Genomic DNA, 25946 nt, shown 5'->3' on the forward strand with positions numbered 1-25946 from the left:
CCCACGAGCTCAGCTCTGTTGACTCTCGGCGAACGTCAATGCCGCGTCGCCGCCGTAACAGCTGGCGTCGACGTGACCTCCCTGGCAGACCACCAACGTGACATCGGCGACCTTGCCGAAACGGATGGCGAACGCCCTGGAACCGGCGCCGGCGGGCACGACCGAGTCGCCTGTCGAGTAGAAGAACAAGAACCGACGGTTTTCGTACACAGGAGCTTTCGACGAGAGGGGATCGGCTCGCTGCGGAACGAAACCGTTCCAGGCGGAGGCGATGAAGTCGACGCCACGCAGCGTCGGCGGGATGCCGGTCAGCGGGGAGATACCGACGAGACCCTCGATGTGTGCGAATTCCGGTGCGGCATAGAGCCTCAGCGCGGCCACGCTACCCATCGATTCCGATGCGAACAGCAGACGGGTCGTCTTGTACTCGGTCTTGGCGGCCGAGATGAGCCGACGGTAGTCGGTGATCGCCGCATCGTTGCCGAACGAATTACCTCCGGCCGACGCCGACGCGATCACCCAGCCGCTGCGCAGGAACGGTTCGGCGAAGTGTCGATGACGGGGGTCGTGCTCGAATTCGGTTCCATCCGAATCCATCCCGTGGAACCACACCACGATCCCCGCAGGGGCTGCGTTCTCCTGCCGGTAGGCCCGCATGCCGGGACCGAGCTGATCGGTCACGATGGCCTCACCGAGATCGTCGGTGCTCTGTTCGGGTGTGGCGCATCCGGCGGACAACAGGACCCCGCCGACCATGATCAGGCACATCACCCACCGAAACGGTGCCGACGCCCTCATCCGTACACCCTCACCCAGTCGACGGTCATCGTCGCGGGCAGTGCCGCGGGATCCACGCGTCCCGGCCACTGCCCGCCCGCAGCGACGTTGAGCACCAGGAAGAACGGATCATCCATCACCCATACCGATTCCGGAGGAAGGTCTTTCGGCGTGATGCGCATGACGGTCCGGCCGTCGAGGCCGATCTGGATGAGGCCTGCCTCCCGATAGATCCAATAGGTGTGGAACTCGTCTGACATGCCCGTCTCGTCGGGCCGCAGCGGTCGCTGCACCTTCCAGGGAGTCTTGATGGTCAGGTCGGTGCGGGGGCCGATGGCGCCGACCGCGTTGTCGGATCGCTTGTTGACCTGTTCGAAGATGTCGATCTCGCCCGATTCCGGATAGCCGACGACGTCGATGCTGGACCCGAGCATCCAGATGGCCGGATGAATGCCCTGCCCCTCGGGCATCTTGGCCCGCACGGCGATCAACCCGGTGGAGGTGTCCAGCTTGCCGAGCGTGTCGATGCGGCCCGACGTGATCTTCGTACCGTCACCGCGTGCGGTGATCTGCAGGTTGCCGTTCCCGTCGTACGATACGTTCTCCGGTGCGTCGGTGTAGATCTGCTGTTCGTCGTTGCCCCAGCCGCCCCCGCCGGTCCGGATGTTCCACATCCGAGCGCTCGGCACGGTGCCCTGGGGGCCGCTGAAATCGTCGGCGGCGACGAGACCCATGTCCGTCTGCAGTTTGAGCAGATCGTTGGACTGCAGCTTTCCGTTGGCCGCCGCGTCCATTCCCGTGAACACCAGCAACACACTCACCGCGATCGTACCGAAGGCCACCCAACCGGAGGCGCGGTGATCACCATTGGGGGAGTGGAACAATGCTCGGACGTGGCGGCGCGCGGCCTGCACCGGTCGGAGGGCGAGTCGAGTGATCACGAGGGTTCTCCAAAGTCCACGGCGGTCGACGACGTCAGCAGGGCCACCGGGTTCGAGGCGGCCAGGTCGAGGGCGTGCCGGACGGTCTCCGGATCGTGGAAACGTTCGTCGAAAGATGCCGAGATGTCATAGCGGTCACGCATCTTGGGTGTCAGCAGCGCGATGCCGCGCTCGTCGACCGGGTCACTCACCGCGGTGAACTGGTGGGCGTCGAAACCGCCGATCCAGTGGCCGTCCGGCATGTCGTCGAGGCCGAGAAGATGACTGAACGAGAGTGTGCTGAGTCCGGTGGACTGCAGTTCGACGCCGTCGGCACCATCGGCCTGGCGACGCCGAGCCATCAACTCGCCCAGCGAGATCGCGAGCATGGCAGCCAGTGGTCGGCCGGAGGACATCGCGCCGGCGAGTTCGTGCTGCAGCGCCCGCGGGTCGTGCGGCGGGGCGAACGGAAGGTTCAGACCCACCGCCATGTTGCCGAGGTAGCCGGACAGACGTCGGTCGTACCGCGAGGCGTCCACCACCACGTGTACGCAAGGCGCCAGCGGGATTCCGACGGTGTGGAATGCGCGGGTGAGAACCGTGATCAGCACCACCGCCATCGAGCACGACGACGCGTGTGCGTCACGCCAGGCCTGTAGGGCCGCACGACGGTCGGCATCGATCTGAGCCGAGAGAGTGGTCGGCATCGGCTGCGGCGGGCCGTTCGTCACGCTGGTGGGCTCGCTGACCCGGGGCCGGGCGCTCGCGATGGGCTCGCTGTTCGATGGACGCGAGGGACGTTCACACGGGGCCGCGACTGGCCGTCGCCGGCCCGCAGCAGCAAGCATGACGACGCTCTGTGGCCGTAGGGCCAGATGGCGCAACAACATCCACACGAGGTGTGGACGCTGCGGCGTGGTCGATGTCCATCGCGGTGTCGGGTGCGAGCTGCACACACTGAGATACAGCCACAGACGGACCACCATCACACCGCCGACCACGGCGTGCGAGACATCGGTGATCAAGTGCTCTCCCGCCACATAGACACGCAGGCCCTGCGGTGTCGGGGTGGTGCGCCGCAACAGCGTCAGTTTCTCGGCGATGTCGAGGTTCTCGGTGCCGGGGAAGCATTCCGACCACTCCAGGACCTCGTCGACCAGGCCGTCCGGATCCCATCGCCACCGCGCACGCGGGACACGTCGCAAACCGAGACGATTGCCCCGCGACAACCCCGCGAGCCGAACGAGTTCCGCGGTGAGTTGGGGTGTCGTCGGCAATGTCAGCGGCCCCATGCTCACGATGACCCGAGAAGCTCCGGCGGCCGCGTCGAACAATGTCGGGGTGACGGCCTGAACCCGATGATCGACACGTCTCTTCGGATAGACGCTCACCATGGTTCGCTCGCCGTCGGTTGGTGCTCATAGCGGAAGATGATGGTGTCCGGATCGTCGTGGGTGCGTACCCAGTTGGGCTCCCGGTCGAGACGGGTGATCAGCGATTCGATGGCTCCTTGTCGGAAGTAGCCGAAGTAGTCGCTGTAGACCGACATCTGGCGTGGTAGGACGAGATAGAAGCCGCCACCCGCGAAACGCCCCAGGTTGTTGAGGAAGTCGAGGTCTTCGTCTGTCGGGAACCCGCGCGACAACGAGTTCTTCAGAAAGACGAGGGGGCGGTCGTATCCCGGGTTCGCTTCGGCGATCCGCACGTAGTCTCCGCTGGGTCGTTCGGGCCACCCGGCCGGTGCCATGCGCACGATGACGGTGGACGGTTGCGCCTCGGCAAGCATCTGCCGACTCAACTGGACCTGCGACGGTGTGATCACGTTGTAGGCCCAACCGCTGTAGTAGCCGTGCAACGCCCCCACCGCGACCGCGCTCACGGCCACGGTGACGATCACCGATCGCAGCCGCGGAAACCGCTGAGTCCGAGTGGTTTCGGAGCTCGTTCGATCCGGCAGTACCTCGGAGAGGGCGACACCCACCAGGATCGAACACCCGACAAGCGAGTACAGGAACACCCGGAAGATGGCCTCGCCGCCGTAGCTCTGGCCGACGAGCAGGAGCACCGGTGAGAAAGCGACGATGGGCAGGGCCCAATCGTGTTTGCGTCGACGCCACAAGTACAGGAACGCCACGACGGCCGACACCCAGACCGCGAACGCGACTCCGCGGTCGACGGTCTCGGTGAACGTTCGAGCGGCAGAATCGCCTGTCGCCGAGCCGATGTTCGTCTTCGCATTCTTCAACGGATTCGAACCGGTGAACAGGCCGTACTTCATCACCGACGACATCCGGGGCAGAAAGTAGGCCAGCCACACCGCTGCGCATGCAACGACGAGCCAGATCGGACGTACCCGGTTGATCAGCGTGAGCATCCCGGCGCAACCCAGTACCCACACCGGGGTGAGTTGATGCGTACATGCCAGCACGGCGACCAGCGGAATCGCAAAATACGCCGCGGCGGTGGCACTTCGGGAACCGGCGAACAGAGCGATGATGGTGATCGCCAGGATCATCGACACCGCCTGGGGCGAGTAGTAGTCCTGCCCGACCCAGTTGACCAATTCGGCGCACATCACCGCGATCAGGCCTGCGCGTACCGAGACACCGAGCGAGCGAGAAAGACTCCAGATCGCGGCTGCGATCAAGACGTGGATCACCGGGGCGAACCAGTGCGCCGCGTCGACCGGGTCGACACCGGTGGTGGAGCCGAACCATGCTGCTCCCGCAAAGAATCCGGGCCACCTGGTGTAGATGTCCACGAATGACGGTGGCAGCGCGCCGGTGTCGGAGACGAAATCGACGAGTCCGACGTGTTTGTAGGTCCATGCGTAGATCGGCACCTGGGTGAGGATCGACACGGGCAGCCGGATGAACCCGATGGTGGTGGCGATCGCGGCCACCGCACCCGCGGTGTCGCCGGCGACGACGCATGCCACGAAGATCGCGACGGTCACCACCACGGCAGCGCCGACGAGCACGCCTCCCGGGGTGAACATCAGGCCGAACAGGCCGACGTCCTCGCCGGCGAGGAGTGCGAGTCCGACGATCCACATGATCACCGGCACGATGAGCGCGCGGGTGCGCACCGACGAGAACGACCGCAAGGTCAGCCGCAGTCGGAACACACTGTGGCCGAATTCGTCTCGCAACGGCCCGTCGTCGCGGTACACCCACGATCCGATCGTGCCGGAGAGGACGCAGATGACGGCCAAGGTCACGGTGATCCCGGCAGCGGAGTAACTGCGCAGCCACAACAGACATGTGGCGAGACCGATCGGCGCGGCGAGACCGATCGACGGGTACAGAGCGAACCGCAAGTGGGTGGGGATGTGTAAGGGCCACGTCGCCGCAATTCCCAACCCGACCAACACCATCGGTGCGAGCAACAGGACACGCACACCGGCGGGCAGGGCCGGGATCATCCCGGCGAGGGCCAGAATGCCCGACAGTGTCGTCAGCAGCGGACCGATCTGTCGCCCTCGGGCTCGGGTGTGGATCGGGATCTCCGCGGTGGTCGCGACAGAGATCGGTTCGGTCAGTGTGGAGATGGTCGTCCCCCTCGGATCGGGCGAGCCGCGAAGACCGGTGCCTCCGGATCCGCCGCCGGGAAGCGTTTGAACGGTGCGGACTTTCGGCCTTGGGCGCGCGCTGTCAGCAGGGCGCGAGGGCCGGCCAACAGGCCGCTCACCTCGGCACGGGCGGCCCCGGCGACCCCCGTCGAGTCCGCCGGGGCAGCCTGCGACACCCCCACCGACCGCCTGCTCACCGAAGTGACCAGGTGCCCCGTCGCGTGGCGCAGCCGCGCCAGCGCGAGCGGGGCGAGGTGACGATCCAACGCCACCTTGGTGATCCATGCCCCCAATCCCAGCCCGTATCCGTGTGCTTGGGACAGCAGCGCAGCGTCGTCCTCGCGATGCTGGTGCCATGTGACGGCGTCCGGCTCGAACACCAGCGTGTGGCCGGCGACGAGAGTCCGGACGAACCAGTCGATGTCCTCTCCGCCCTTGGTCGGCGATCCGGCACCCAGCGCCTCGTCGAATCCGCCCAGCGCGATGGCGGCCGAACGCCGCACGGCGAAGTTGGCGCCGGTGCCGTAGTCGGAGACCCGGAAGGGGAACAGGTCACCGTGTATGGCCTTGTCCGACAGCCGATATGTCCGACGTTGCACCGACGTCGACCAGCCGACACGGTTCTCGAAGGTCATCTGCGCGGCTGTCCGCAGCTCGGCTGCGGGTACCAACCCGGTGACGCACGCGACGGAGGGATCGTCGGTGAATGCCCGGGTGAGACAGGTCAGCCAATGACGGTCCACCACGACGTCGTCGTCGGTGAACGCGACGATCTCGCGCCGCGCCTCCTCGAGACCACGGTTGCGCGCGGCCGCGAGGCCGGGCACGGAGGCGTGTACCACCCGTACGCGAGGATCGCCGAGGCCGTCGACATACCGCCAGGTGTCCAGTGACGACGCAGCGTTGTCGACGACGACGATCTCGAAATCCGGATGATCCATGGACAGCAGGGAATCGATGACGCGTTTGGCCTCGTCGGTCCGGTCTCGGGTGCACAACACCACCGACGCGGCGACGACTGTGTTCGCGGAGTCGTTCGCGGTCCCGACGTGCGGTAACCGTGAGGCCTCACGGGCCACCTCGCGACCGAGTACCGTCGCGTCTTCCACGCCGACCTCGATGAACCCGCGAACGGAAGTCCCGTCGCGGACGAGCAGCCGGGCCCGCTGATAGCCGGCGCCGTTCTTCAACGACACGGTGTCCGCGAACTCGTCGTGCGCCTGGATCTCACCGACCCACCGCGACTCCGCGGTGTCGGTCGGTGCATCGGAAGGCAGCACCGGCTGCAGTACGTCGATCTTCACGCCGGCGCCCCTGTACTGATCGCTGTGGTCATCTGCTACCCCTGTCTGCTGTTCTCTCACGAATCCTGTTGTGTGGCCGGGCTCCTCGAAGCCATTCGGCAGCACGGGAGATCAGGTGATCCCGGTGCTCGCGACTGGTGCGTGCCAGTCTCTTGCGACAGCCCGGATCGGTCATTCTCGGTTCCAGCGCACCGACGATCTCGTTGGCGGTGACGTCGGCGAACTCACCGACGCAGTCGGCCAGTCCGGCGCTCGTCATCACACCGGCCGACTTGGACGAGAAGTAGGCGATGGCGAAAGTCGGTGTACCGGAGAGCATGGCGAGCACCGCGGCATGCAGACGAACCGCGATCATCGCAGCCGCGCGACCATAGAGACCCGCGAGTTCCTCGGGTCCCAGATCGGCATCGAGATAGGTGGCGGGTACCCGCTGCTCCGCGAGCATCGTGGTCAGCGTCCGGGAGATGGGTCGGTCGTCCTCGATCTCTGTGGGCCCCAGCGTGTGCGCCACCACGAGGACATGGTCGATGAGACCACCTCGGCGCAACTCGGTGACGGCGCGGACCACTTCGTCACAGACACGGGCATCGGAGTCGGCGCCCAACGACGGATGCGACCGCATGGCGACCACCACCGTCCGGTGCATCGGTGCGGGCTGGTCGTCGATGATGGTCGAAACGCGTTCGGAGACCACCGGTTCGATCGCGTAAGCCATATCCGGGGCGAGTTCGGCGTTGGGCAGTCCGAGCACGTCCGCGGTCTGCAGCGATGCACCGTCTCGGACCACGGTCACATCCGCACCGTGCAGCATCCGCCGCGCGACTCGGGCGGTGACCGGGCGGGACGACGGAAACGGGCCCAGGGTGTGACCGAGGAGGACGGTGGGGATCGCGAGTCGGCCTGCGGTCTGGATCGGAACGGACAGGGTGAACAGTCGGGCCATGCTGACCAGCGGGTGGACGGATGTGTCGGTGTACAGATTGGAACCACCGACGCCGATCACCAGATCTGCGTCGGCGAAGATGCGTGCGTAGCCTCGATGTGGCCGTCCGCGAAGAGCGGCAAATGTCGGTGCCACCAAGCGCCCCAACCAGATCGGAACGTCGATCGCGGGCGTCGCGTGGTCGTGACCGCGTAACTCGGTCGGAATGGGCATCGGCAGCGTCTGGACCCGCGGGTGAGCCCGCGCGACGTGACGCATCCCGTCTGCGGTGGCGGCCGCGCCCTCGGTGAGCCCGACAACCGTCAGGGAGCTGCCCGGAAACGCGCTCTCCGCCAGTCGGATCACCCCGGCCGTGATCGCCGAGTCACCCTTGTTGTCGTCATGCCAGGCATTGACCAGCACGATGTGTGGTGCATCTTCGACAAGACAGTCGTCGTTGCTCAACGAAGTACCTCCGTCTCGGATGACGCCGCGTCTCGTCGCGCTCGTCGTCGGTTGGCGATCAGTTGCAGGGCACCCACGACGCCGAGGAGCGCCGAACCCACCGCGAGGCCGGCGGCGGCGCCCTGAGCACCCCACCTGTCTGTGCAGATCACCAGCACCGGCACCGAGAGTGCGCTCATGGAGAGGTTGGTGACGAGCAGGGTGCGGGTGGCCAGGGTCGCCCGTAGCATCGCCGCCCAGGTGACGAAGGGAACACGGGCGATCGATCCCACACACAACAGGGCGAGCGTCGTCCACAGCACGGTGTGGTCGTAGTCGTGGCCGAAGAACCGGAACAGGACGGGGGAGAAGGCGAACAGCACCAGGACTGCCACGCCGAGCACGGCGGCCTGGGTGATCGCCCAGATCCTGGCCACCATCCGCGCCGGATTCGCAGCGGTCGGAAGGTGTTTGGTGAGCGCAGTCGCCGTCCCGATGGTGACGTAGTCCAAACCCTGGGAGATCGGCAACATCAACGCCAGGATCGCGCCCTGCACCGGTCCGGCCAGCCAGGTGGTGAGGAACGGCGCGCCGAGCAAGGGCCCCATCGAAATCAGGCTCGCCGAGCCGTCCCGTAGCGCGAACCCGACGAGTTGTCTGCCGTCGTGGTCGCGGACGAACCGCTCGGCCGGGACCTCGAGCTCCATCGAGCGTCGGATGAGAACCACGGCCACGGTGATCGCGAGCACCGATGATCCGAGGGTCGCGATCACCGCGGTCTGCGGAAAGGTGATCATCACCAGGACCGGCACGAGGCCGATCTTGACCACGGCCGCTGCCATGTTGAGCGCGGGTAGCCTCCGCGCCGACGACAACGCTGTCAGCACCGTGTCCTTCAACGCGAAGAAGGCCATCACGAACGCGCCGGTCAGGACGAGTGCGACTGCGGCAGCCGGCGGGGGTCCGTCGATGGTGGAGGCGCCCAGGGCGGCCGCCACCATCCCGCACACACCGGCGGTGACGACGACGGTGACGAGGGCTCGGCGCAGCAACATGCGCCGGTGACGCGCAGGCGTCGCGGGGATCATCGCGGTCAGCGCGTTGCCCGGGCCGGAGGCGGCGACGGTTCCGGCCGTGGTCATCAACGAGAGCAGGGCCGTCTGCACACCGAGCTCGTGTGGTGGGATCAACCGTGCCACCACGGTCCAGAACACGATCCCGGTCACCGCGGTCAAGACGGACGTGGTGATCAAGGCCATCGAGTCGATGGCGATCGATCCGGACAAGGCGAGGCGTAGACGATCTCGGACGCCCACCGCGGGTGAATCGAGATCGGGGGGCGCGGCCACCGGTTGTGGAGACGTCACATCGCACCGACGCCTGTGGGACGCGAGCCGGTTGCCGATCGGTGTACCGAACGGAGCAGGCGCGCGTTGGCGACCGCCTGGTCGGTCAAGCGATGTCGCTCCACGACGTGCTGTCGGGCCGCAAGAGCGAAATCGTCATGTACGACAGGTGATCCGAGTATGTGACGGCCGGCGTCGATCAGTCCGGCGGTATCACGCGGCGCCACCACGAGACCGGTACGGCCGTCGAGCACCGCCTCCCTGACCCCGGCGGCCTCGTAGGCGATGACCGGTACACCCGCGGACTGTGCCTCGACGACACCGAGGGGCATGCCTTCGACGAGCCCCGTGTGGACGAACAGGTCTGCAGCACACAGGAGTCGGTCGACGTCGGTGCGCGCTCCGAGGAATCGAAGCCGTTCCATCGGGAGGTGTGCGGCCTGCGCGCGTACATCGCGTTCATAGTCTGCGTGCACACTGGTGGTCCCCGCGATCAGTACCGAGACCGAGTCGCCGAGCTGTTCGGCGAGGGTCACCAGGTCCTCGATGTGTTTGGTCGGGTCGAGTCGGGTGGCGGCGAGGACGATTCGACGATCGTCGGGCACTCCGAGCTCGGCACGCACCGACCGGCGTCGCGCTGCGTCGGCAGGTGCGAAACGTTCGGTGTCGACCCCGTTCGGGATCACCGAGACCCGTCGGCGCACGCCGCGCCCGACGGTGTCGGCAACCGACTCGCTGACCGCGATCGTGTGCTCGGCCGCCCGTACCGCGACGTCGCGCATACGACGGCCGACACCGGGAATGGTGGTCTCGTGCAACGTCAGTACCGTGGGCGGCCCACCTATGCGACTGGCGATCGCGGCATCGAGATGGGTCCAGTGCGAGTTGGCGAGCACGATGTCGAAACCGCCGTCGACCGCAGTACGCGCGACTGCCTTCGGCATGGCCGCAGACCTGCCGATCTCGGATACCAGTCGCCGAGCGCTGATCCGTCCGTTTGCTCGGATGGACCGGGAGACGGGCAGTGCCAACGGGATCACGGGAAGGCCCCGCGACCGCCAGTGTTCGTACTGCTCGAGCTCCGGTGGGCATGCGAGCGTGAGTTCGACGCCGGCCTCGGCCAGCAGGGGGAGCAGACGCAGCAGATACTGCTGTGCTCCCCACAGGCCCGGGCCCTGGTCGAGGACCAGGACCCGCAGCGTGTGGTGCCGGCAAGGAGGTGGCGTCGTGGAAATATTCTCCACGAGAATGCCTTTCAGGCTGACTGACCCGCCTGCGCGGTGAGGTCCGGTCCGGGCAGCGACGCCGCGAACCGTTCTCGGAAGGTCCCGTCCGATGCGGATCGATCCGGCTGTGATCGGGCAGAACGCTCGTCGAAGATGGTGCGTAGCACACGGATTCCGTCGCTCACGGCATTCAGATTGCTCTCGCCGTGGATGCGATCGCGTTCGTAGCTCGCGATCTCGTCGATGCGAAGTCCCGCCTGAGCGACCCGTATGTTCATCAGGGTCTCGACCTCGAAACCGTCGCCCCACTGCGGGGCTCCGAGAGCGGGATCGGGCAGTCCGATGATGGGTAGGCAGTGTCGCCAGAAGGCGTTGTACCCGTAGCACAGGTCGGTGAACGCGGCGGTGTACATACGGTTGACGATCGTGTTCAACCCGAGGTTTCCGAGTCGGCGTAATCGGGTGATGTCGGAACTGCCACCACGATAGGTGAAGCGCGAACCCTTCGCGAAATCTGCTCCATCACACAGTGATTGGACGAACATCGGGATCTCGGCGGCGTCGGTCGAGCCGTCGGCGTCGATCATGACGATGATCTGTCCGCGGGCAGCGGCGAACCCGCAGGCCAACGCATTGCCCTTGCCTTTGCGCGTCTGGTCGATGATGCGTGCGCGCGGCCAGAGTGAGCCCGCGACCTGTTTGGTGTCGTCGGTGGAGTTGCCGTCGACGACGATTATCTCGGCGATCCCGTCGGGCATACGGCGCGCGACGTGCGGGAGGTTCTTGGCCTCGTTCCGCGTAGGGATGACCACGGTGACATCAGGATGTTGTATCCGCATTCTCATTTCCCCCGAAAAATGAATGTCGGTCAGTGGGTGCGGAACGACGATGTCCCGTGCGCCAATCGTGTACGCATCACCAGAAGGATGCAAGGGATGCAGCCGGGCTGCAGTTAACGGCATTTGAACTCCGGGTAACACGGATGGTCGCTCGGGGATGTGGATTTGGCGTTCCGCCAGCATCTTTGGTGCATCGACCAGTTCATCATTGACGTCTCGGTCCCATCGCACACGTCGGTGTGATTGCTCTCACTCGCCCGCATCGTCCATTGGGAAGAACCGTTCTGGAGGGCATACTCGAAAACCATGGAATCGGGGTCCATGAAATCCAGCGACGTCAGTGTCGTCGTCTGTGCGTATACGCACCGGCGCTGGAACGATATCTGCGCTGCCATCACTTCTGTGGTGAAACAAGACGAATTGCCTGCCGAGTTGATCGTCGTCACCGACCACAACGACGAGCTCGGAGATGACCTGCGCGACTTCGTCCGTCGTGTGCAGCCGACGACGCCGGTGCGGGTGATCGCCAACTCCGGGCCGCGCGGACTGTCGGGTGCCCGCAATACCGGCGTCGTCGCGGCCGAGGCGGCGGTGGTGGCCTTTCTGGACGACGATGCCGTTGCAGACCCGGGTTGGCTCGGCCACATGGTCGCTCGGTACGACAACCCCGCGGTCCGCGGTGTCGGCGGTGGCGCGCGACCACGGTGGCCGGGCGGGGCGCGTCCTGCTTGGTTCCCAGCGGAGTTCGACTGGGTTGTCGGATGTAGCTATCCGGGTCAGCCGGAGCAAGCCGGCCCGGTTCGGAACTTCATCGGCGCCAACATGTCTCTGCGCCGCGACGACATCCTCGCCGCCGGGGGCTTCCACACCGGGCTCGGCCGCGTCGGCAGGATTCCGCTGGGGTGCGAGGAGACCGAGCTGTGCATCGCCATAGCCCAGCTATACGCCGGGACCCGGATGATCTATGACCCGCAGATGTCGGTGTCGCACCGCGTCACCGACGACCGGATCGAGCCACGGTACTTTTTTCGGCGCTGCCATGCCGAAGGTATCTCGAAGGCGGCGGTCTCTGGGCTCGTCGGCAGCGCCGACGGTCTGTCCAGCGAACGTACGTACACCGCGCGAGTGTTGCCGCGCGGCTTGGTGTACCGGATGTGGGGACTCATCCGGGGTCCGGGCGCGGTGGCCGACGTGATCGTCGGCGCGCGCGGGCGTCGAGACCTCGGTGCCCAGTTCGCCATGATCGTCTCCGGTGCCCTGGTCACCGTATTCGGCTACGCACGTGGACGGGTGGTCGGCGCGGCGATCCCACCACGCTCGCAGAGCCTCACCGACGACGGAGCCGACGGCGAAACATCCGGCCGGGGAGCATCCCGACTGGCGAACTGAGGGGAGCACACGATGACACCTACGACGCGCATGCTGGGCGCGGTCACCGCGCTGACGGTCGGGGTGGGGCTCATGGCGACCCCGACATCCCCCACCGCCCACGCCGCCGCGTCGGTCGCCGACGAGTTCTCCGGTCCTGCGGGTTCCCGCGTGAACCGCTCGATCTGGGGATACGACGTGGGCGGCGGCGGCTGGGGTAACAACGAACGGCAGATCTACACCAACGCGGCGAAGAACTCCCGTCTCGACGGCAAGGGGAACCTCGTCATCGAGGCGCGGAAGTCGGGGAACACGATCACTTCGGCGCGGTTGAGCACCGGCGGGAAGTTCTCGTTCATCACCGGCACGTTGTCGGCGCGCATCCAGGTGCCGACCGGCAAGGGCCTACACCCCGCGTTCTGGTTGCTCGGTTCCGATGTCGATCGGGTCGGTTATCCGGCCGCGGGCGAGATCGACGTGATGGAGTTCATCAACGAAGGTGCGTCGTGGCACAGTGCTCTGCACGGTCCCACGATCTCCGGAAAGCATTGGCAGAAAACCGATTCCGGAAGGTTCTGGGGCGACCCCGGGGACGGTTTCCACACCTACTCGGTGCATCGCGGACCGGGGGTCATCGCGATGGCCATCGACAATCGGATCGTGAGTGTCTACACGCCGTCGACGATTCCGTCGAAGGCCAGATGGGTCTTCGACAAACCGATGCACGTGATCCTGAATCTCGCCGTCGGTGGGCGCTGGCCGGGTGCGGTCTCGGAAGCCACGGACTTCCCGGCGCGGATGGTCGTGGACTGGGTGCGATACACGCCCTAGCCGGGCCACGTCCCGGCGCGATGACCGCTTGCGGCACAAGGAATCCTACGATGACCACCGTGCACGCCACGTGGAAGACCGTCGGCGAGGGGTCGACCGCCGCTACACGGAGGTCGCAGGGGCTGCCCGCCGTCGCCGTTGGATGACCGGATCCGGGTAGGGGACGGCACGGACGAGCTCGTCGGTGTAGGGGTCCGACGGCGTGGTGAGAACCGTACGTGCGGTGCCGTTTTCGACGACACGCCCCGACCGCAGGACCAGAACCCGGTCGGCGACCTGCTCGACGACCGCGAGATCGTGGCTGATGAAGATCGCCGCGAAACCGAAATCGCGTTGTAGCTCGGCGAAGAGCTCGAGGACCTTGGCCTGGACCGACACATCGAGCGCGCTGGTCGGTTCGTCGGCGATCAGCAGGTCGGGGTCGGCCGAGAGGGCCCTGGCCAGCGCCACCCGTTGCCGTTGACCTCCCGACAGTTCATGCGGCAGCCGGTGTGCGAACGACCGGGGGAGATGGACCGCAGACAGCAGATCCGCGACTCGTGCGTCCCGCTCGGCAGGCGAGCCGCTGCGCTGGATGTCGAGCGGTTCCCGGATCGATTGGGCGACGGTGAAACGCGGATCGAGCGAGGCGGTCGGATCCTGCGGGACGAACGCCACGCGACGCCGCACGTCACGCAACTCGGTGCGGGAGATCGATGCGAGGTCTCGTCCGTCGATCAGGATGCGGCCCGAGCTGCACGGGATGAGCCCGCCGATCGCGCGGCCCAATGTTGTTTTTCCCGAACCTGATTCGCCGACGACGCCGAGGACCTCCCCACGCTGGACGGCAAAGGACACGTTCGAGAGCGCGGTGTGCGGTGCGGCACCGAAACGGCCTGCATGCGCCACGGTGATCGCGTCGACCTCGGCCGCAGGGGGCGCCGGCGGGACGGAGGTGTGCTCGGGCGACGGTCCCGCGGAGTCGTCGGCGGTGGGTAGACGAGGAACCGCTGCGAGCAACTGACGCGTGTACGGCTCGGTGGGATTGGCAAAGATCTCGTAGACATCGCCGGACTCGACCACCTCGCCCAGCTGCACCACCACGACGCGGTCGGCGATGTCGGCGACGACGCCGAGGTTGTGGGTGATGAGCAGGATTCCGGCGTTCGTCCGGTCACGCAGACGCACGAGCAGATCGAGGATCTCGCGTTGGACCGAGACGTCGAGTGCGGTGGTCGGTTCGTCGGCGAGGAGCAGCACCGGATCGTTGGCGAGAGCGAGAGCGATCACCACCCGCTGCTTCTGGCCGCCGGACAACTGGTGTGGATAGTGATCGACCCGGATCTCGGGTTCGGGGATCTCGACGAGTTGCAGAAGGTCGACGGCCCGCCGCCGCGCCCGGGCCCGGGAGATCCGGCCGTGCGCTCGGAGGGCCTGACGGAGCTGCCAGCCGATCGTCTGCACCGGGTTCAGTGCGGTTTGCGGCTCCTGGAAGATCATCGCGACCCGACGGCCCCGGATCGCGTCGAGTTGTTTGTCGTCGCAGCCCAGCACCTGTGTGCCGTCGACGGTCACCGACCCGGTCGCGGTCGCGGTGTCCGGGAGCAGGCCGATCGCTGCGCGGGCGGTGATGGTCTTACCGGACCCGGATTCACCGACGAGGGCGAGGATCTCGCCACGATCGACACGCAGGCTGATCCCGGCGACCGCGGGGCGCGGGTAGTCGAAGGTGACCCGCAGATCGTCGACCTGCAGGGCCGGTGCCGTGTGGTCGGTGGCCGTGTCGGTCATCGGATGTTCCTCCGGTCGCGCGAGATGGATTGGGCCACCAGGTAGAACCCCAGCACCAGTGCCGAGATCACCAGCAAGGGGCCGATGGAGAACCAGGGGTTGGTCTCCAGATAGCCGTTTCCGGCCGCGAGGATCGAGCCGAGTGATGGCGTCGGGGCGTTCACACCGATACCGAGGTAGCTCAACCCACCCTCGATGAAGACAGCCAGTGACAGAGACAACGCGAACTGAACTGCCAACGCCTCCAACGAGTTCGGCAACACATGCCGCAGCAGGACACGACTCGTCGAAGCCCCACTCACCCGCGCCGCCTCCACATAGGGCATCTCCCGGATGCGTAGGACCGCGGTTCGGGTGAGGCGGCCGAAGACGGGGATCTCGGCGATGGCGATGACGATGCCCACGGTCACGGCCCCCGGACCCAGGATCGCGGTGAGGGTGATGCCGAGAATGAGGGCCGGGAAGGCCAGGATGATGTCGAATGCGCGCTGGGCGATGACGTCGCTCGCCGGATGGGCAACCGACGACAGCCCGATCAGCGTGCCGAGCATCGCGCCGATGGGGACCGCGATGAAGATGATCAGCAGGTCGATCCGGATGCCGTAGAGGACCCTCGTGACGAGGTCTCGGTTGACGTCGTCGGTGCCGAGCCAATGGTCGGCGCTCGGGCCGAGGAGGTAGGCCCCGTCGATCTGCTCGTCTGCACCGAAAGGCGTGAGCAGAGGCCCCAGGGTTCCGAGTAGCACCACGAGGAGTATCAGGACGGTTCCGATCAGACCCGGCCCGGCGATGAGACTGCGCCACAGTGGTGTCCGTGACCGACGCACCTCCTTGTCGGAAGGCGTCTCGGGGATGAGACCCGGTGCGACGACCGGGTCGGTGTCCGGGGCATCGACATCGGTGCCGCGCGCTGTGTCCGCGATGCGTTGGGTCATGAGGCACCTGCCAATCGGATTCGGGGATCGAGCCAGGCGTGCAGGATGTCGGCGAGGAGCTGGATCACCACGAACACGGTGACCGACAACAGGACCAGCACCTGGACCAGTGGGTAGTCGCGGGCGAAGATGCCCTCCTGGGTGAGAAGTCCCAGACCGGGCCAACCGAAGATGGCCTCCACGAGAACGGCGCCGCCGAGCAACGCGCCGACGATGAGACCGAGTGCGGTGAGCGTGGGAGGCAATGCATTTCGCAGGGCGTGCTTCAAGACGATCGCGGTGCGGGAGACGCCGAGTGAGCGTGCCGTCACGACATATGGTTGCCGGAGCTCGGTGCGCAGCGCCTCGGTCAGGAATCGTGCCAGCATGGCGCCCGCGGGTAGCCCGAGGGTCAGGGCAGGCAGCAGCAGGAACTGCGCGGTGATCGACAGACTGTCGCCGAGCCCGTTGGGCGGGATGCCGCCGGCCGGCAGCCATTGAAGGCGCACACCGAATGCGAACATCAGGATGGTGCCGACGACGAACGTCGGTAGCGCGATGGCCGCGGCATTCACCCCGGTCAGCAGGGCATTGACGTACCTGTTGTCGAAAATGGTTGCGGCAAGGGAGAGTGCGAGTGCCAGCACGACGGCGATGACCAGCGCCGACAGGGTCAGCACGATGGTGTTGAGCAAGCCGTAGCCGATGAGATCACCGATGTCGCCGCCGACCTGATAGCTCTGCCCGAAGTCCAGGGTGACCACACCCGCCAGCCAGGTGAAGTACTGGGTGACGAAGCTGCGATCGAGTCCCAGCTCGTGGCGCAGGTGGGCCAGGGCTTCGGGTGACGCGTCGGGGCCGGCCAATGCGACCTCGGGGCCGCCGGGGATCAAGCGAAGGACGGCGAAGATCAGTAGCGATGCGACCACCAACACGATGACGGCAGTCGGTATGCGCCGCAGCAGATATCCGGTCACGTGCGCTGCTTTCTCTTGGTGGACAGGTAGGTGTCTGCCAGGTGCATCTGGTTTCGTCGATCCCAGTCGATGTTCCCGACCGCACTGGATGTGGTGAGTTTCTGCAGGATGACGCCGATCTCGACGAGGAAAAGGTCCTTGAGCCACACGTCGTCGAGCTGTCGATACGCCGCCAGCGCGGCAGGGGAATCACCGTCGCGTACCGTCCACGCCGCGTTCGCCGCCGCCGCATACGCCGGACTGCGGAAGTTCGACGAGTTCTTCGCGGCGTTGAACGGGTAGGCGGAGACGGCCAGGGTCGACGGTGTGAACTGTGCAAAGGCATGCTGTAACAACCAGAGACCGCCGAACTTGCCGCCGATGAGTTTGGCCGACTGCGCAGTACGGTCGTTGGGGATGAGGCGCACCGTGATGCCGATGTCACGCAGGTTCGACTGGACGATCTGAGCGACGACGGCGTCGACTCCCTCGGGCGAATAGTCCAGCGTCAGTGTCGGGATCGGGCCGACTCCGGCAAGGAGATTCCGTGCCTTGTCGACGTCGCGCCGATAGGTGTTGTTGAGTTCGGGCCGATACGCGGGCGACCATTTCGGCCACGGCACGTTCACCGGGTAGCCGCTGCCACGGTAGACGTCCTCGATGATGCGGTCCCGGTCGATGGCGTAGGCGATGGCGGTGCGTACCCGGCGGTCGGACAGGGCGGGATTGGCGACGTTGATGCCGAGATACTCCTGGGCCTCGGCACCCTTGTAGGTGACCGACGTGAAGCCGTAGCGGCTCGTCGCCAGTTGCTGATCGTGGTAGCTGAGGCCTTCCGCGACGTCGAGTTGGCCGGTTCGCAGGCGGGTGTACAGCGACTCCTGATCACGCACGATGACAAAGGTGACCGAATCCAGCGGGGGTGCGCCGCCCCAGTATCGATCGTTGCGCTCCAATCGGAGTGACGCGTTCGGCTGCCAGGAGGTGAAGCGGAATGGGCCGGTTCCGTTGAACGTCGTGCCCGCCTTGAGTTGCGGCAGGGTGTTCTGGTCGATGATCGGCGCCGAGTCGAGCAGATCGAAGATGTTGCTCAACGGGTGGGCGAAGCCCAGGACGATCCGGTGTGGATCGCGTGTGTCGAAGGTGGTGATGGCCCCCGCGGTCCTCTTGAACTGGGGAGTCCACGGACCGCCGAGGTAGGCCTTGATCGAGTTCTCGACGTCTCCGGACACGAACGGTCGGCCGTCGTGGAAGGTGACATCCGGGCGGAGATCGAGTGTCAGCGACCGTCCGTCCGGGGCGAGGTCCCATCGGGTGGCGAGCGCCGGTTCGACCCGTAGGGAGTCGCGGGAGTAACGGATCAGGGTGTCATAGACGTTGGCGACCACCTGTCCGTTGAGCCCGCCCGTGCCGATCTGCAAGAAGGTCTTGGGCGACAGGTCGCGCAGCGCCCCGACGCGCAGATCACCGCCGCGGGGTACCGGATCGCCGGGCGCGAGCGACACGGCCGCGTTCTGTCGCTGCTGTTCGACTGCCGACTGGCAGCCCGCCGTCGGCAGTACGACGAGTATCGATGCGACCAGCGCGGTCACCGTGGCGGCGCCGTGACGGATGAGCTTGGTGGACACGGGCACGAACACTGTCACGACATCGCCCATAGCACCCGGCTTAATTTTGGATGGCGTCGAACCATTGACACCGGCTGACGGGTCGGCCACTGTGGCGAACCTGCGATCCGACCGCTGATGAGAGGAACTGTCGATGACCGACCCAGAAGGGGCCGATCTCCCCGAAAATGCCCGTGGTTACGAAGGATTCGGCGGCACGGTGGGAAGGACGACCTCGACGTCGCAGGCTTGGTGGCCCGACGAACGCCAGACACCTCCGGGCGCGCCCAACATCGTGGTGGTGCTGATCGACGACATGGGCTATTCGGATGTGTCGCCGTTCGGCGCAGAGATCGACACACCGCACATCGACCGATTGGCACGCAACGGCTTTCGACTGAGCAACTATCACACCACGCCGGTGTGCTCGCCGGCGCGTGCCGCGCTGCTCACCGGGCTCAACCCGCATCGTGCCGGATACGGCAGTGTCGCCAACTCGGATCCCGGGTTCCCCGGACTGCGCCTGGAACTCGCCGACGATGTGCTCACGCTGCCGGAGATCCTGCGCGAGAGTGGGTACGCGACGTTCGCAATCGGCAAATGGCACCTGGTCCGGGACGCGAACCTGGGGCCGGGCCGGACCCGCGATTCATGGCCGTTGCAGCGTGGTTTCGACAGCTACTACGGCTCACTCGAGGGACTCAACTCGTTCTTCCATCCCAACCAACTGACCGTCGACAACTCTCCGGTCGACGTCCGCGAGTATCCCGAGGGCTACTACGTCACCGACGATCTCACCGATCGTGCGGTGCGACAGATCAAGTCACTACGCGCACAGGATGCCGAACAACCGTTCTTCCTCTACTTCGCGCATATCGCGATGCACGGCCCGCATCAGGTCAAGGACTCCGACCTGCAGAAGTATCGCGGCCGGTACGCCGAGGGATGGGACGTCATACGGCAGCGGCGGTTCGACCGACAGGTCGCCGACGGCCTGTTCGACACGGACACACCGATCGCCGCGCGCAACACCGAACCCGGGTACGACGCACCTGCGTGGGACGATCTCGACGCCGACGAGCAGCGTCGGTACCAGCGATACCAGGAGGTGTACGCGGCGATGGTCGACAGCGTCGACCAGAGCGTCGGGCGTATCGTCGACACCCTCGAGGAACTGGGCGAACTCGACAACACGATCATCGTGTTCACCTCGGACAACGGTGGCACGGCCGAGGGCGGTCCCGCCGGAACCCGCTCGTACTTCAGTCAATTCGTGCACGGACCGGTGCCGTCGGACTGGGAGCGCGACGTGCCGCACGATGAGGAACTGATCGGCACCGAGGCGCTCGGCGTGCACTACCCGCGCGGGTGGGGACAGGCCTCCAACACGCCGTTCCGCTTCTACAAAGGCCAGACCTTCGCGGGCGGTGTGCGCGTGCCCTTCGTCGTATCGTGGCCGGCGGGGTTGCCGCGTGCGCAGGATGACAACGGTGTGCGCCGGGAGTTCTCGTACGTCACCGATCTGACCCCGACGCTACTCGACCTCGCCGGGGTGCGGACGCCGCAGACCCGGCACGGTCGGCGTGCGCAGGAGCGTGACGGGGTGAGCATCGCCGAGGTGTTGCGCGATCGGGGCGCCCGGTCTCCGCACACCGAGCAGTACGCGGAGTTCGGTGGTCACCGCGGCTTCTATCGCGACGGGTGGAAGTTGTTGTCGCTGCGCACCGACCCGGCTACGGTCGACGATCCGCAGTGGGAGCTCTACGACGTGGTTGCGGACCCGGCCGAGACCCGCGACCTCGCCGCCGAATATCCGGACAAGGTCGCCGAGCTCGCCGCGGCATGGGACGATGCGGCCTGGCACAACACCGTGTTTCCGCTGTTCGACTCGCAGGCGGCTCAGGTGCGCCGTCGTCCGGCCGAACAACGGTTGAGCGAGCCGGTGCGGATCCTCAACGGCACCCCGACACTCGAGAGGTATCGGTCGAGTCGCCTGATCGCCTACCGCGACTTCGAGGTCGAGGCTGAGCTGGTCGGATGGACGCCCGACGACGAAGGAGTCCTGGTCGCACACGGAGACCCACAGGGCGGATACCTGCTCTACATCGAGCAGGGGCAGGCGCATCTCGTCTTCAACAGCTACGGGCGGATCAGCCGTGCGTCGGGGCCTCTGCCAGTCGGGACCACCTCGGTGCTGTTGCGCGCCGTGGCGAGCCCCGACGTGCGGTGGGATCTGGTTGTGGAGGCGGTCGCCGATGGACGCGTCGAGACGATTGCGAAGCTGGACAATCGATTCCAACTCGTCGGGATGGCGCCGTTCACCGGCATCTCGGTGGGGATCGACGCGCGCGGCCCGGTGGATGCCGAACTTCGTCGTCGGCGTGGTCTGTTCGAGTTCGGCCCGGTATTGCGAGCGGTGACCTATCGGCCGGGGGAGGTGCGGGTGCCCGAGCCCGTGCGTCGGGAGATCGAGGAACTGGCCGAGTCACGTGCGGACTGAACTTTCCGATCACCCTGATTTATACGGGGGATGTTCGAAAGATCAAGTGATGCAATGGGCTCGAACTCCAACGGAGTCGTCGCCCGAACGATTCCCAGAAAGATCCAGAGAGGACGTGACGAGATGACGCTGGCGCAGATCGACAATCGCGCTGAACGCGACGAGCAGGCACAGGTGGCCTACCGCGATGCGGGGATCACCGTGACCAAACTCGGTGAGCACATCGGCGCCGAGATCGGTCAGGTGCGCCTGGGCGGAGACCTGGCCGCCGAACAGGCCGAGGCGATCCGGTTGGCACTGGCGGTCAACAAGGTCGTGGTGTTCCGCGGACAGGATCACCTCGACGACGACTCGCAGTACGCCTTCGCGCAGCTGCTCGGCGAGCCGACGGCGCCGCATCCGACGGTGACGTCACGCGGTACCCAGCTGCTGACCATCGAGGGCGCCGCCAACAGCTGGCACAGCGACGTCACCTTCGTCGACCGCATCCCGAAGGCATCCATCCTGCGTGCGGTGACGCTGCCGTCATATGGCGGCGCGACGACCTGGGCATCCACCGTCGCCGCGTACGAGCAGCTGCCGAAGCCGTTGCGCGCGCTCGTCGAGGAACTGTGGGCAACACACAGCAACCTCTACGACTACGTCACGCAGACCGAGCCGACCGGTGGCGTCGACGTGGCGTCCAAGGCCGAGCACTATCAGGAGTTCACCAGCACCGAATACCAGACCCTGCACCCCGTCGTGCGGGTTCACCCGGAGACCGGCGAGCGCAGTCTGCTGCTCGGACACTTCGCCAAGGAGTTCCGCGGGCTCAAGGCCTCCGAGTTCGGTGACCTCTACCAGCTCCTCCAGTCACGTATCACCAAGCTGGAGAACACCTTCCGCTGGAACTGGAGCCTCGGTGACGTCGTCATCTGGGACAACCGCGCCACCCAGCACTACGGCATCGCCGACTTCGGCAACCAGAAGCGCGAACTGCACCGCATCACCCTTGCCGGTGATGTCCCGGTCGACATCCACGGCCAGCAGAGCCAGATCCTGCAGGGCGACGCGTCGCACTACTCCGACATCGAACAGTCGAAGCGACTCGACGTCTACGCCGCCTGAGCGGCAGAAACGTCGGCGGACAGCCGGGACGCACCTCACGGTGCGTCCCGGCTGTTTTGTCGGTGAGTGTTTGCGTTTCGTTCCGCATCCCGGAGCGAAACGCAAACAAGGCCTAGAGCACCGCACGTATGTGAGTGCAGGTTTCTGTCGGTCGGTCAGCGAGGTCGTGCCAGGTGAAGTTGAGCACCGTCCACCCGTCGGCGATCCACGCGTTGCGTTTGGTGCGATCTCGTTGGAAGGTCTCCGCGTCCCGATGGAAAGCGAACCCGTCGATCTCGACGATGACCCGCGCGAACTCGAACACGAAATCGGCCAGGTGAGTCCCTACGGCCACATTCGCGCGCCAGCCCGTGATCGAGCCTTCTTGTAGGACGCGCACGGCCAGGCGTTCCGCCTCGGAGCGAGCGCCAGATGTGATCGCATCGAGCAGCCGTCGGGTCCCCGATGCGCCTCGGCGATGTGCATATCGCGTATATGCTTCGAGCAATTGGGGTGGAGTGACGATCCCGCGCAGCAACGCGTCGTCGACGATCTTGGCATCGAGTGTGAGCGCCGCATCGAGGACGGTCAGAGCAGGGGCGGTGACCTGTAGGCCGTCATACTCGGTGACGTCGCAGTGGTCGAGTGCGCGGTATTTCACCAATACGCCTGCAGGTGCACGTTTGTGTCGTCCACGCGTCGGGGTGATGACGGCGATCTGTCGGGGGTACGTCGATGTGAGCCCCTGCCACCAGGCGGCCGCGTGGTCTGCGAGAGACGCGCCATTGCCTGTGCCCAGTGTCGCCACACGCATCCTCACACGGGGCGTTCGGACATGGTCCGCTGCGATGTACACGCCGCGGACAATGCCGATCCACTCACCTGAGGCCAGTCGGCGCTGGATGCCGGACCTGCTGACACCGTTGTCGACGGCTTGTGCGGCGGTGATGACCCCGTCATGCGTGGCAATGAAGTGTTGAACCCGGGTGTCGATGGCCACGAGAGTTTGGACGCCGTCAATCTCACCGTGGTTCCCGTCCTTGATCGTTGTTTGCGTTTTGCTCCGAGATCCGGAGCGGAACGCAAACGCCATGATCCAAGCCCGTCAATAATTCTTGACACCTACGACTCGTCAAGATAACCTGACATCATGCACGACGAAGAGAACACCGATGGCGCCGATATCGCAGGCGACGCGGCAGGTAGTGACCCCGCCCGGGGTCTGGCCGCTGTCCGGGCGCTGCGCACCCTGGCCGACCGACTCGAGGAAGTCCAGGTGGCCAACGCTCGCGCCAATGGGTGGAGCTGGCAGTCGATCGCAGAGGTTCTGCAGATCAGCCGTCAGGCCGTGCACCAGAAACATGCACACCGCGAGGCCCGCGACAGCGGGCCGGGAGGAGAGACGAACAATGTTTGAGCGATTCAACCGCGACGACAGAATGCTGCTGGCTTTCGCCACGCAGGAGGCCGGCGACCTGGGTCACCGGCAGCTCGGAAACGACCACATCATCCTGGGCATGCTCTGCAACGCCCGGAGCCCCCTGTTCACGCTGCTCGCCGAGAAGGGCTTGACCCTGGCGAGTGCCCGTGAGGTGGTCCAGAAGTATCACGCCGAGCACGACGACGAGAACGACACCACCGCTGCCGCCGACGAGGAGTCGGCGGAGCAGCGCTACGAAGAAGACCGAGAAGCACTGCGCAGCATCGGCATCGACCTGGACAAGGTACGCGATGCGGTGCGAGGTCGGTTCGGTGAAGACCTGTCCGAGGGCTGGGCCGAACGTCGCGACCGTGGTCGACGCGGTCCGGGCGGCCGTGGTCGTGGACACGGTCCGCACCGTGGCCGGGGTGCTTTCGGTCCGGGTTGCGGACCCGAGGGTCACGGACCCCGACCACGGGGGTTCGGCCGGCCGGGGTTCGGTCCGCAAGGGCGCGAGGGATTCGGCCCGCAAGGACCCGGCGGCCGCGGTTTCGGTCGGCCGGGATTCGGCCCACAGGGATTCGGTCCTGAAGAGGCCGGCCCAGAGGGGTTCCGCCCGCAGGGGTTCGGTCCGGAAGGATTCGGCCCGTTCGGTCCGCGAGGCGGTTTCGGCCCCGAGGACGGACCCTGGGAGTTCGGCCGTGGCCGACGCGGACCGCGCGGTCGAGGGATGCGCCCTCGCTTCGCGGCCGAGACCAGGGAGGCCTTCGGCAAGGCCGTCGAGATCGCCCGTGAACGTGGCGATCAGCGGCTGCGGCCCGAGTATCTGCTGCTCGGCATCATCGACAACGCCGACGATGCGTCGCGTGCGGTGATCGAGTCCACCACCGACGTCGATGATCTCCGGGCCGCCGTGCTGGCGAGCCTGCCGGAGACCGAGGCGCAGGTCTGACCGTTCCGTGACACCGAGGGTGTCGTGTGGCCTTTCGGCTGCGCGGCACCCTCGTCGTGTTGCGAGGTCGCCCACCACCCCCGACAATTGTGAGATGAGTCGGGGGACTTCTGTTTCGGCACGCACCCGCTGGGTCGACATCGCGAAGGGTATCGCGATTCTCCTTGTCGCGCTCTATCATTCGGTCCTTTTCCTGACCGCGGCGGGTGTTGCCGACGACATGTGGGTCGATGTGAACCAGGTGTTCAAGGTGTTCCGGATGCCCCTGTTCTTCTTCGCATCCGGCCTGTTCGCGCTCAGTGTGATCGCGAGATCGTGGAGTCGGCTGTGGCGCAGCCGCCTCGCGTTGCTGGTGTGGGCTTTCGGGCTGTGGAGTGTGATCCGGTTCGCGTTCTTCCACCTGGTGGATTCGCCTCTGCCCCTCGACGAGACAAAGCTGCTGCGGCTGGCGATCGCACCGTTGTGGCCGCAGACCGGACTGTGGTTCCTGCACGCCCTCGTGGTCTTCTTCGTCGCCGCGAAACTGCTTGACGTGCTGCGTGTTCCGGTGTGGCTGCAGGTCGGCGGCGCAGCGGTCGTGTCGATCCCGTTCTTCGCGGGTGTGGACCTGGGCAATATCAGCTACGACGGCATGTTGCAGTACTTCGTGTTCTTCCTGGTGGCATGCCACCTCCGAGACCGGATCCTGCCCGCCGTGCAACGATGTGGTCTGCCGGCGACGACGCTGGCGATCGCCGCCTTCGCATGTGGATACGTCGTCGTGACGTGGTTCGGTCTCGAGGAGGTCCCGGGCCCGATGTTCGTGCTCGCGATCGTCGCGTTGATCGCGGGCCTCCTGTTGGCCAGGACGATCGACAGGGTGGGGCCGGTGGCCCGGCCGCTCGCGTGGATGGGGCGCCAGACGCTGCCCATCTACGTCGCGCATGTGCTCTTCATCGGTGCTCTCACCAGCGCGCTGCGCCGGGTTGCCGACAATCCGGTCGTCGACGCCGTGCGTCCGGTGCTGCCACTGCTGGTGATGGCGATCGCGGTCGCCGCCTCGCTTGCGCTGTGGCGGGCCGTGCGTGACCTGCCGGTCCTACGCTACCTCTACGAGGCGCCGTCCTGGGTGCGCACTGTGTTCGGGTTCATACGGTCCGCGGAACCCTCCGAATCCGACCGGTCGCCGGTTCGGCCGTAAACGATGGAGCGGG

21 protein-coding genes are annotated in these 25946 nt (G+C 66.1%); 7 read left to right on the forward strand and 14 right to left on the reverse strand.

Annotation, left to right across the window (positions count from 1 at the left end):
* Positions 1-9: 9 nt before the first annotated feature.
* The 9 genes from AAFP35_RS16040 to AAFP35_RS16080 all read right to left on the reverse strand — a co-directional run bounded on the left by AAFP35_RS16040 (position 10) and on the right by AAFP35_RS16080 (position 11349).
* Positions 10-798: an alpha/beta hydrolase gene (locus AAFP35_RS16040; RefSeq protein WP_419222631.1), complete on the reverse strand. Its 789-nt coding sequence runs from the start codon at positions 796-798 to the stop codon at positions 10-12.
* Positions 795-1718, reverse strand: coding sequence for a glycoside hydrolase family 16 protein (locus AAFP35_RS16045; protein ID WP_419222632.1), 924 nt, complete (start codon positions 1716-1718; stop codon positions 795-797). Before AAFP35_RS16045 ends, AAFP35_RS16040 begins: the two co-directional genes overlap by 4 nt.
* Positions 1715-3088, reverse strand: coding sequence for a hypothetical protein (locus AAFP35_RS16050; RefSeq protein ID WP_419222633.1), 1374 nt, complete (start codon positions 3086-3088; stop codon positions 1715-1717). Before AAFP35_RS16050 ends, AAFP35_RS16045 begins: the two co-directional genes overlap by 4 nt.
* Entirely contained in the window at positions 3085-5121 is a 2037-nt protein-coding gene (locus tag AAFP35_RS16055; protein WP_419222634.1) for a hypothetical protein, read from the reverse strand. The genes AAFP35_RS16050 and AAFP35_RS16055 overlap by 4 nt, the downstream gene beginning before the upstream one ends.
* Before the next feature lie 113 nt (positions 5122-5234).
* Positions 5235-6572 (reverse strand): glycosyltransferase family 2 protein, encoded by a 1338-nt coding sequence (locus tag AAFP35_RS16060; protein ID WP_419222635.1) that lies wholly within the window; start codon positions 6570-6572, stop codon positions 5235-5237.
* A 28-nt stretch (positions 6573-6600) separates the two neighbouring features.
* Positions 6601-7959 (reverse strand): polysaccharide pyruvyl transferase family protein, encoded by a 1359-nt coding sequence (locus tag AAFP35_RS16065; RefSeq protein ID WP_419222636.1) that lies wholly within the window; start codon positions 7957-7959, stop codon positions 6601-6603.
* A complete protein-coding gene (locus tag AAFP35_RS16070; protein WP_419222637.1) occupies positions 7956-9287 on the reverse strand; it encodes a lipopolysaccharide biosynthesis protein in 1332 nt (443 codons plus the stop codon). The genes AAFP35_RS16065 and AAFP35_RS16070 overlap by 4 nt, the downstream gene beginning before the upstream one ends.
* 14 nt (positions 9288-9301) lie before the next feature.
* Complete coding sequence (locus tag AAFP35_RS16075; protein WP_419222638.1) at positions 9302-10528, reverse strand: glycosyltransferase family 4 protein; 1227 nt, start codon at positions 10526-10528, stop codon at positions 9302-9304.
* 11 nt (positions 10529-10539) lie between these two features.
* Positions 10540-11349, reverse strand: a complete 810-nt coding sequence (locus tag AAFP35_RS16080) for a glycosyltransferase family 2 protein (RefSeq protein WP_419222639.1) — start codon at positions 11347-11349, stop codon at positions 10540-10542.
* Positions 11350-11670: 321 nt separating this feature from the next.
* Between AAFP35_RS16080 and AAFP35_RS16085 the strand changes: the two genes are divergently transcribed.
* On the forward strand, positions 11671-12738 hold the full coding sequence (locus tag AAFP35_RS16085; RefSeq protein ID WP_419222640.1) for a glycosyltransferase family 2 protein: 1068 nt from the start codon (positions 11671-11673) through the stop codon (positions 12736-12738).
* Between the two features lie 12 nt (positions 12739-12750).
* Positions 12751-13548 (forward strand): glycoside hydrolase family 16 protein, encoded by a 798-nt coding sequence (locus AAFP35_RS16090; protein ID WP_419222641.1) that lies wholly within the window; start codon positions 12751-12753, stop codon positions 13546-13548.
* Between the two features lie 102 nt (positions 13549-13650).
* Here the strand turns inward: AAFP35_RS16090 and AAFP35_RS16095 are convergent, their stop codons facing one another.
* Genes AAFP35_RS16095 through AAFP35_RS16110 form a run of 4 tightly spaced genes read right to left on the reverse strand, consistent with a single transcriptional unit; the run spans position 13651 to position 18822 of the window.
* On the reverse strand, positions 13651-15318 hold the full coding sequence (locus tag AAFP35_RS16095; RefSeq protein WP_419222642.1) for a dipeptide ABC transporter ATP-binding protein: 1668 nt from the start codon (positions 15316-15318) through the stop codon (positions 13651-13653).
* Entirely contained in the window at positions 15315-16253 is a 939-nt protein-coding gene (locus tag AAFP35_RS16100) for an ABC transporter permease (RefSeq protein ID WP_419222643.1), read from the reverse strand. Before AAFP35_RS16100 ends, AAFP35_RS16095 begins: the two co-directional genes overlap by 4 nt.
* On the reverse strand, positions 16250-17209 hold the full coding sequence (locus AAFP35_RS16105; protein ID WP_419222644.1) for an ABC transporter permease: 960 nt from the start codon (positions 17207-17209) through the stop codon (positions 16250-16252). Before AAFP35_RS16105 ends, AAFP35_RS16100 begins: the two co-directional genes overlap by 4 nt.
* Positions 17206-18822: an ABC transporter substrate-binding protein gene (locus tag AAFP35_RS16110; protein WP_419222723.1), complete on the reverse strand. Its 1617-nt coding sequence runs from the start codon at positions 18820-18822 to the stop codon at positions 17206-17208. Before AAFP35_RS16110 ends, AAFP35_RS16105 begins: the two co-directional genes overlap by 4 nt.
* Positions 18823-18949: 127 nt before the next feature.
* Here AAFP35_RS16110 and AAFP35_RS16115 point away from each other — a divergent pair, with 127 nt between their 5' ends.
* Both AAFP35_RS16115 and AAFP35_RS16120 read left to right on the forward strand, forming a co-directional pair.
* Positions 18950-21295: an arylsulfatase gene (locus AAFP35_RS16115; protein WP_419222645.1), complete on the forward strand. Its 2346-nt coding sequence runs from the start codon at positions 18950-18952 to the stop codon at positions 21293-21295.
* 123 nt (positions 21296-21418) lie between these two features.
* On the forward strand, positions 21419-22402 hold the full coding sequence (locus tag AAFP35_RS16120; protein ID WP_419222646.1) for a TauD/TfdA dioxygenase family protein: 984 nt from the start codon (positions 21419-21421) through the stop codon (positions 22400-22402).
* Positions 22403-22514: 112 nt separating this feature from the next.
* Here AAFP35_RS16120 and AAFP35_RS16125 read toward each other — a convergent pair whose 3' ends face one another.
* Positions 22515-23189, reverse strand: a complete 675-nt coding sequence (locus AAFP35_RS16125) for an endonuclease domain-containing protein (RefSeq protein ID WP_419222647.1) — start codon at positions 23187-23189, stop codon at positions 22515-22517.
* Between the two features lie 342 nt (positions 23190-23531).
* Between AAFP35_RS16125 and AAFP35_RS16130 the strand changes: the two genes are divergently transcribed.
* From AAFP35_RS16130 to AAFP35_RS16140, 3 genes are all read left to right on the forward strand, one after another.
* A complete protein-coding gene (locus AAFP35_RS16130) occupies positions 23532-23798 on the forward strand; it encodes a helix-turn-helix domain-containing protein (protein ID WP_419222648.1) in 267 nt (88 codons plus the stop codon).
* The gene (locus AAFP35_RS16135; RefSeq protein ID WP_419222649.1) at positions 23791-24753 is read left to right on the forward strand and encodes a Clp protease N-terminal domain-containing protein; all 963 of its coding nucleotides are present in this window, start codon (positions 23791-23793) and stop codon (positions 24751-24753) included. Before AAFP35_RS16130 ends, AAFP35_RS16135 begins: the two co-directional genes overlap by 8 nt.
* 94 nt (positions 24754-24847) lie before the next feature.
* A complete protein-coding gene (locus AAFP35_RS16140; RefSeq protein ID WP_419222650.1) occupies positions 24848-25933 on the forward strand; it encodes an acyltransferase family protein in 1086 nt (361 codons plus the stop codon).
* Positions 25934-25946: the final 13 nt, after the last annotated feature.

This window comes from Gordonia sp. CPCC 206044, from assembly GCF_048537895.1.
Lineage (GTDB): Bacteria > Actinomycetota > Actinomycetes > Mycobacteriales > Mycobacteriaceae > Gordonia.

Coding starts and splice junctions, on each gene's coding strand:
- AAFP35_RS16040 (WP_419222631.1), bottom strand. CDS start 798: ATGAGGGCGTCGGCACCGTTTCGGTGGGTGATGTGCCTGATCATGGTC.
- AAFP35_RS16055 (WP_419222634.1), bottom strand. CDS start 5,121: ATGATCCCGGCCCTGCCCGCCGGTGTGCGTGTCCTGTTGCTCGCACCG.
- AAFP35_RS16080 (WP_419222639.1), bottom strand. CDS start 11,349: ATGCGGATACAACATCCTGATGTCACCGTGGTCATCCCTACGCGGAAC.
- AAFP35_RS16085 (WP_419222640.1), top strand. CDS start 11,671: ATGAAATCCAGCGACGTCAGTGTCGTCGTCTGTGCGTATACGCACCGG.
- AAFP35_RS16090 (WP_419222641.1), top strand. CDS start 12,751: ATGACACCTACGACGCGCATGCTGGGCGCGGTCACCGCGCTGACGGTC.
- AAFP35_RS16095 (WP_419222642.1), bottom strand. CDS start 15,318: ATGACCGACACGGCCACCGACCACACGGCACCGGCCCTGCAGGTCGAC.
- AAFP35_RS16100 (WP_419222643.1), bottom strand. CDS start 16,253: ATGACCCAACGCATCGCGGACACAGCGCGCGGCACCGATGTCGATGCC.
- AAFP35_RS16115 (WP_419222645.1), top strand. CDS start 18,950: ATGACCGACCCAGAAGGGGCCGATCTCCCCGAAAATGCCCGTGGTTAC.
- AAFP35_RS16120 (WP_419222646.1), top strand. CDS start 21,419: ATGACGCTGGCGCAGATCGACAATCGCGCTGAACGCGACGAGCAGGCA.
- AAFP35_RS16130 (WP_419222648.1), top strand. CDS start 23,532: ATGCACGACGAAGAGAACACCGATGGCGCCGATATCGCAGGCGACGCG.
- AAFP35_RS16135 (WP_419222649.1), top strand. CDS start 23,791: ATGTTTGAGCGATTCAACCGCGACGACAGAATGCTGCTGGCTTTCGCC.
- AAFP35_RS16140 (WP_419222650.1), top strand. CDS start 24,848: ATGAGTCGGGGGACTTCTGTTTCGGCACGCACCCGCTGGGTCGACATC.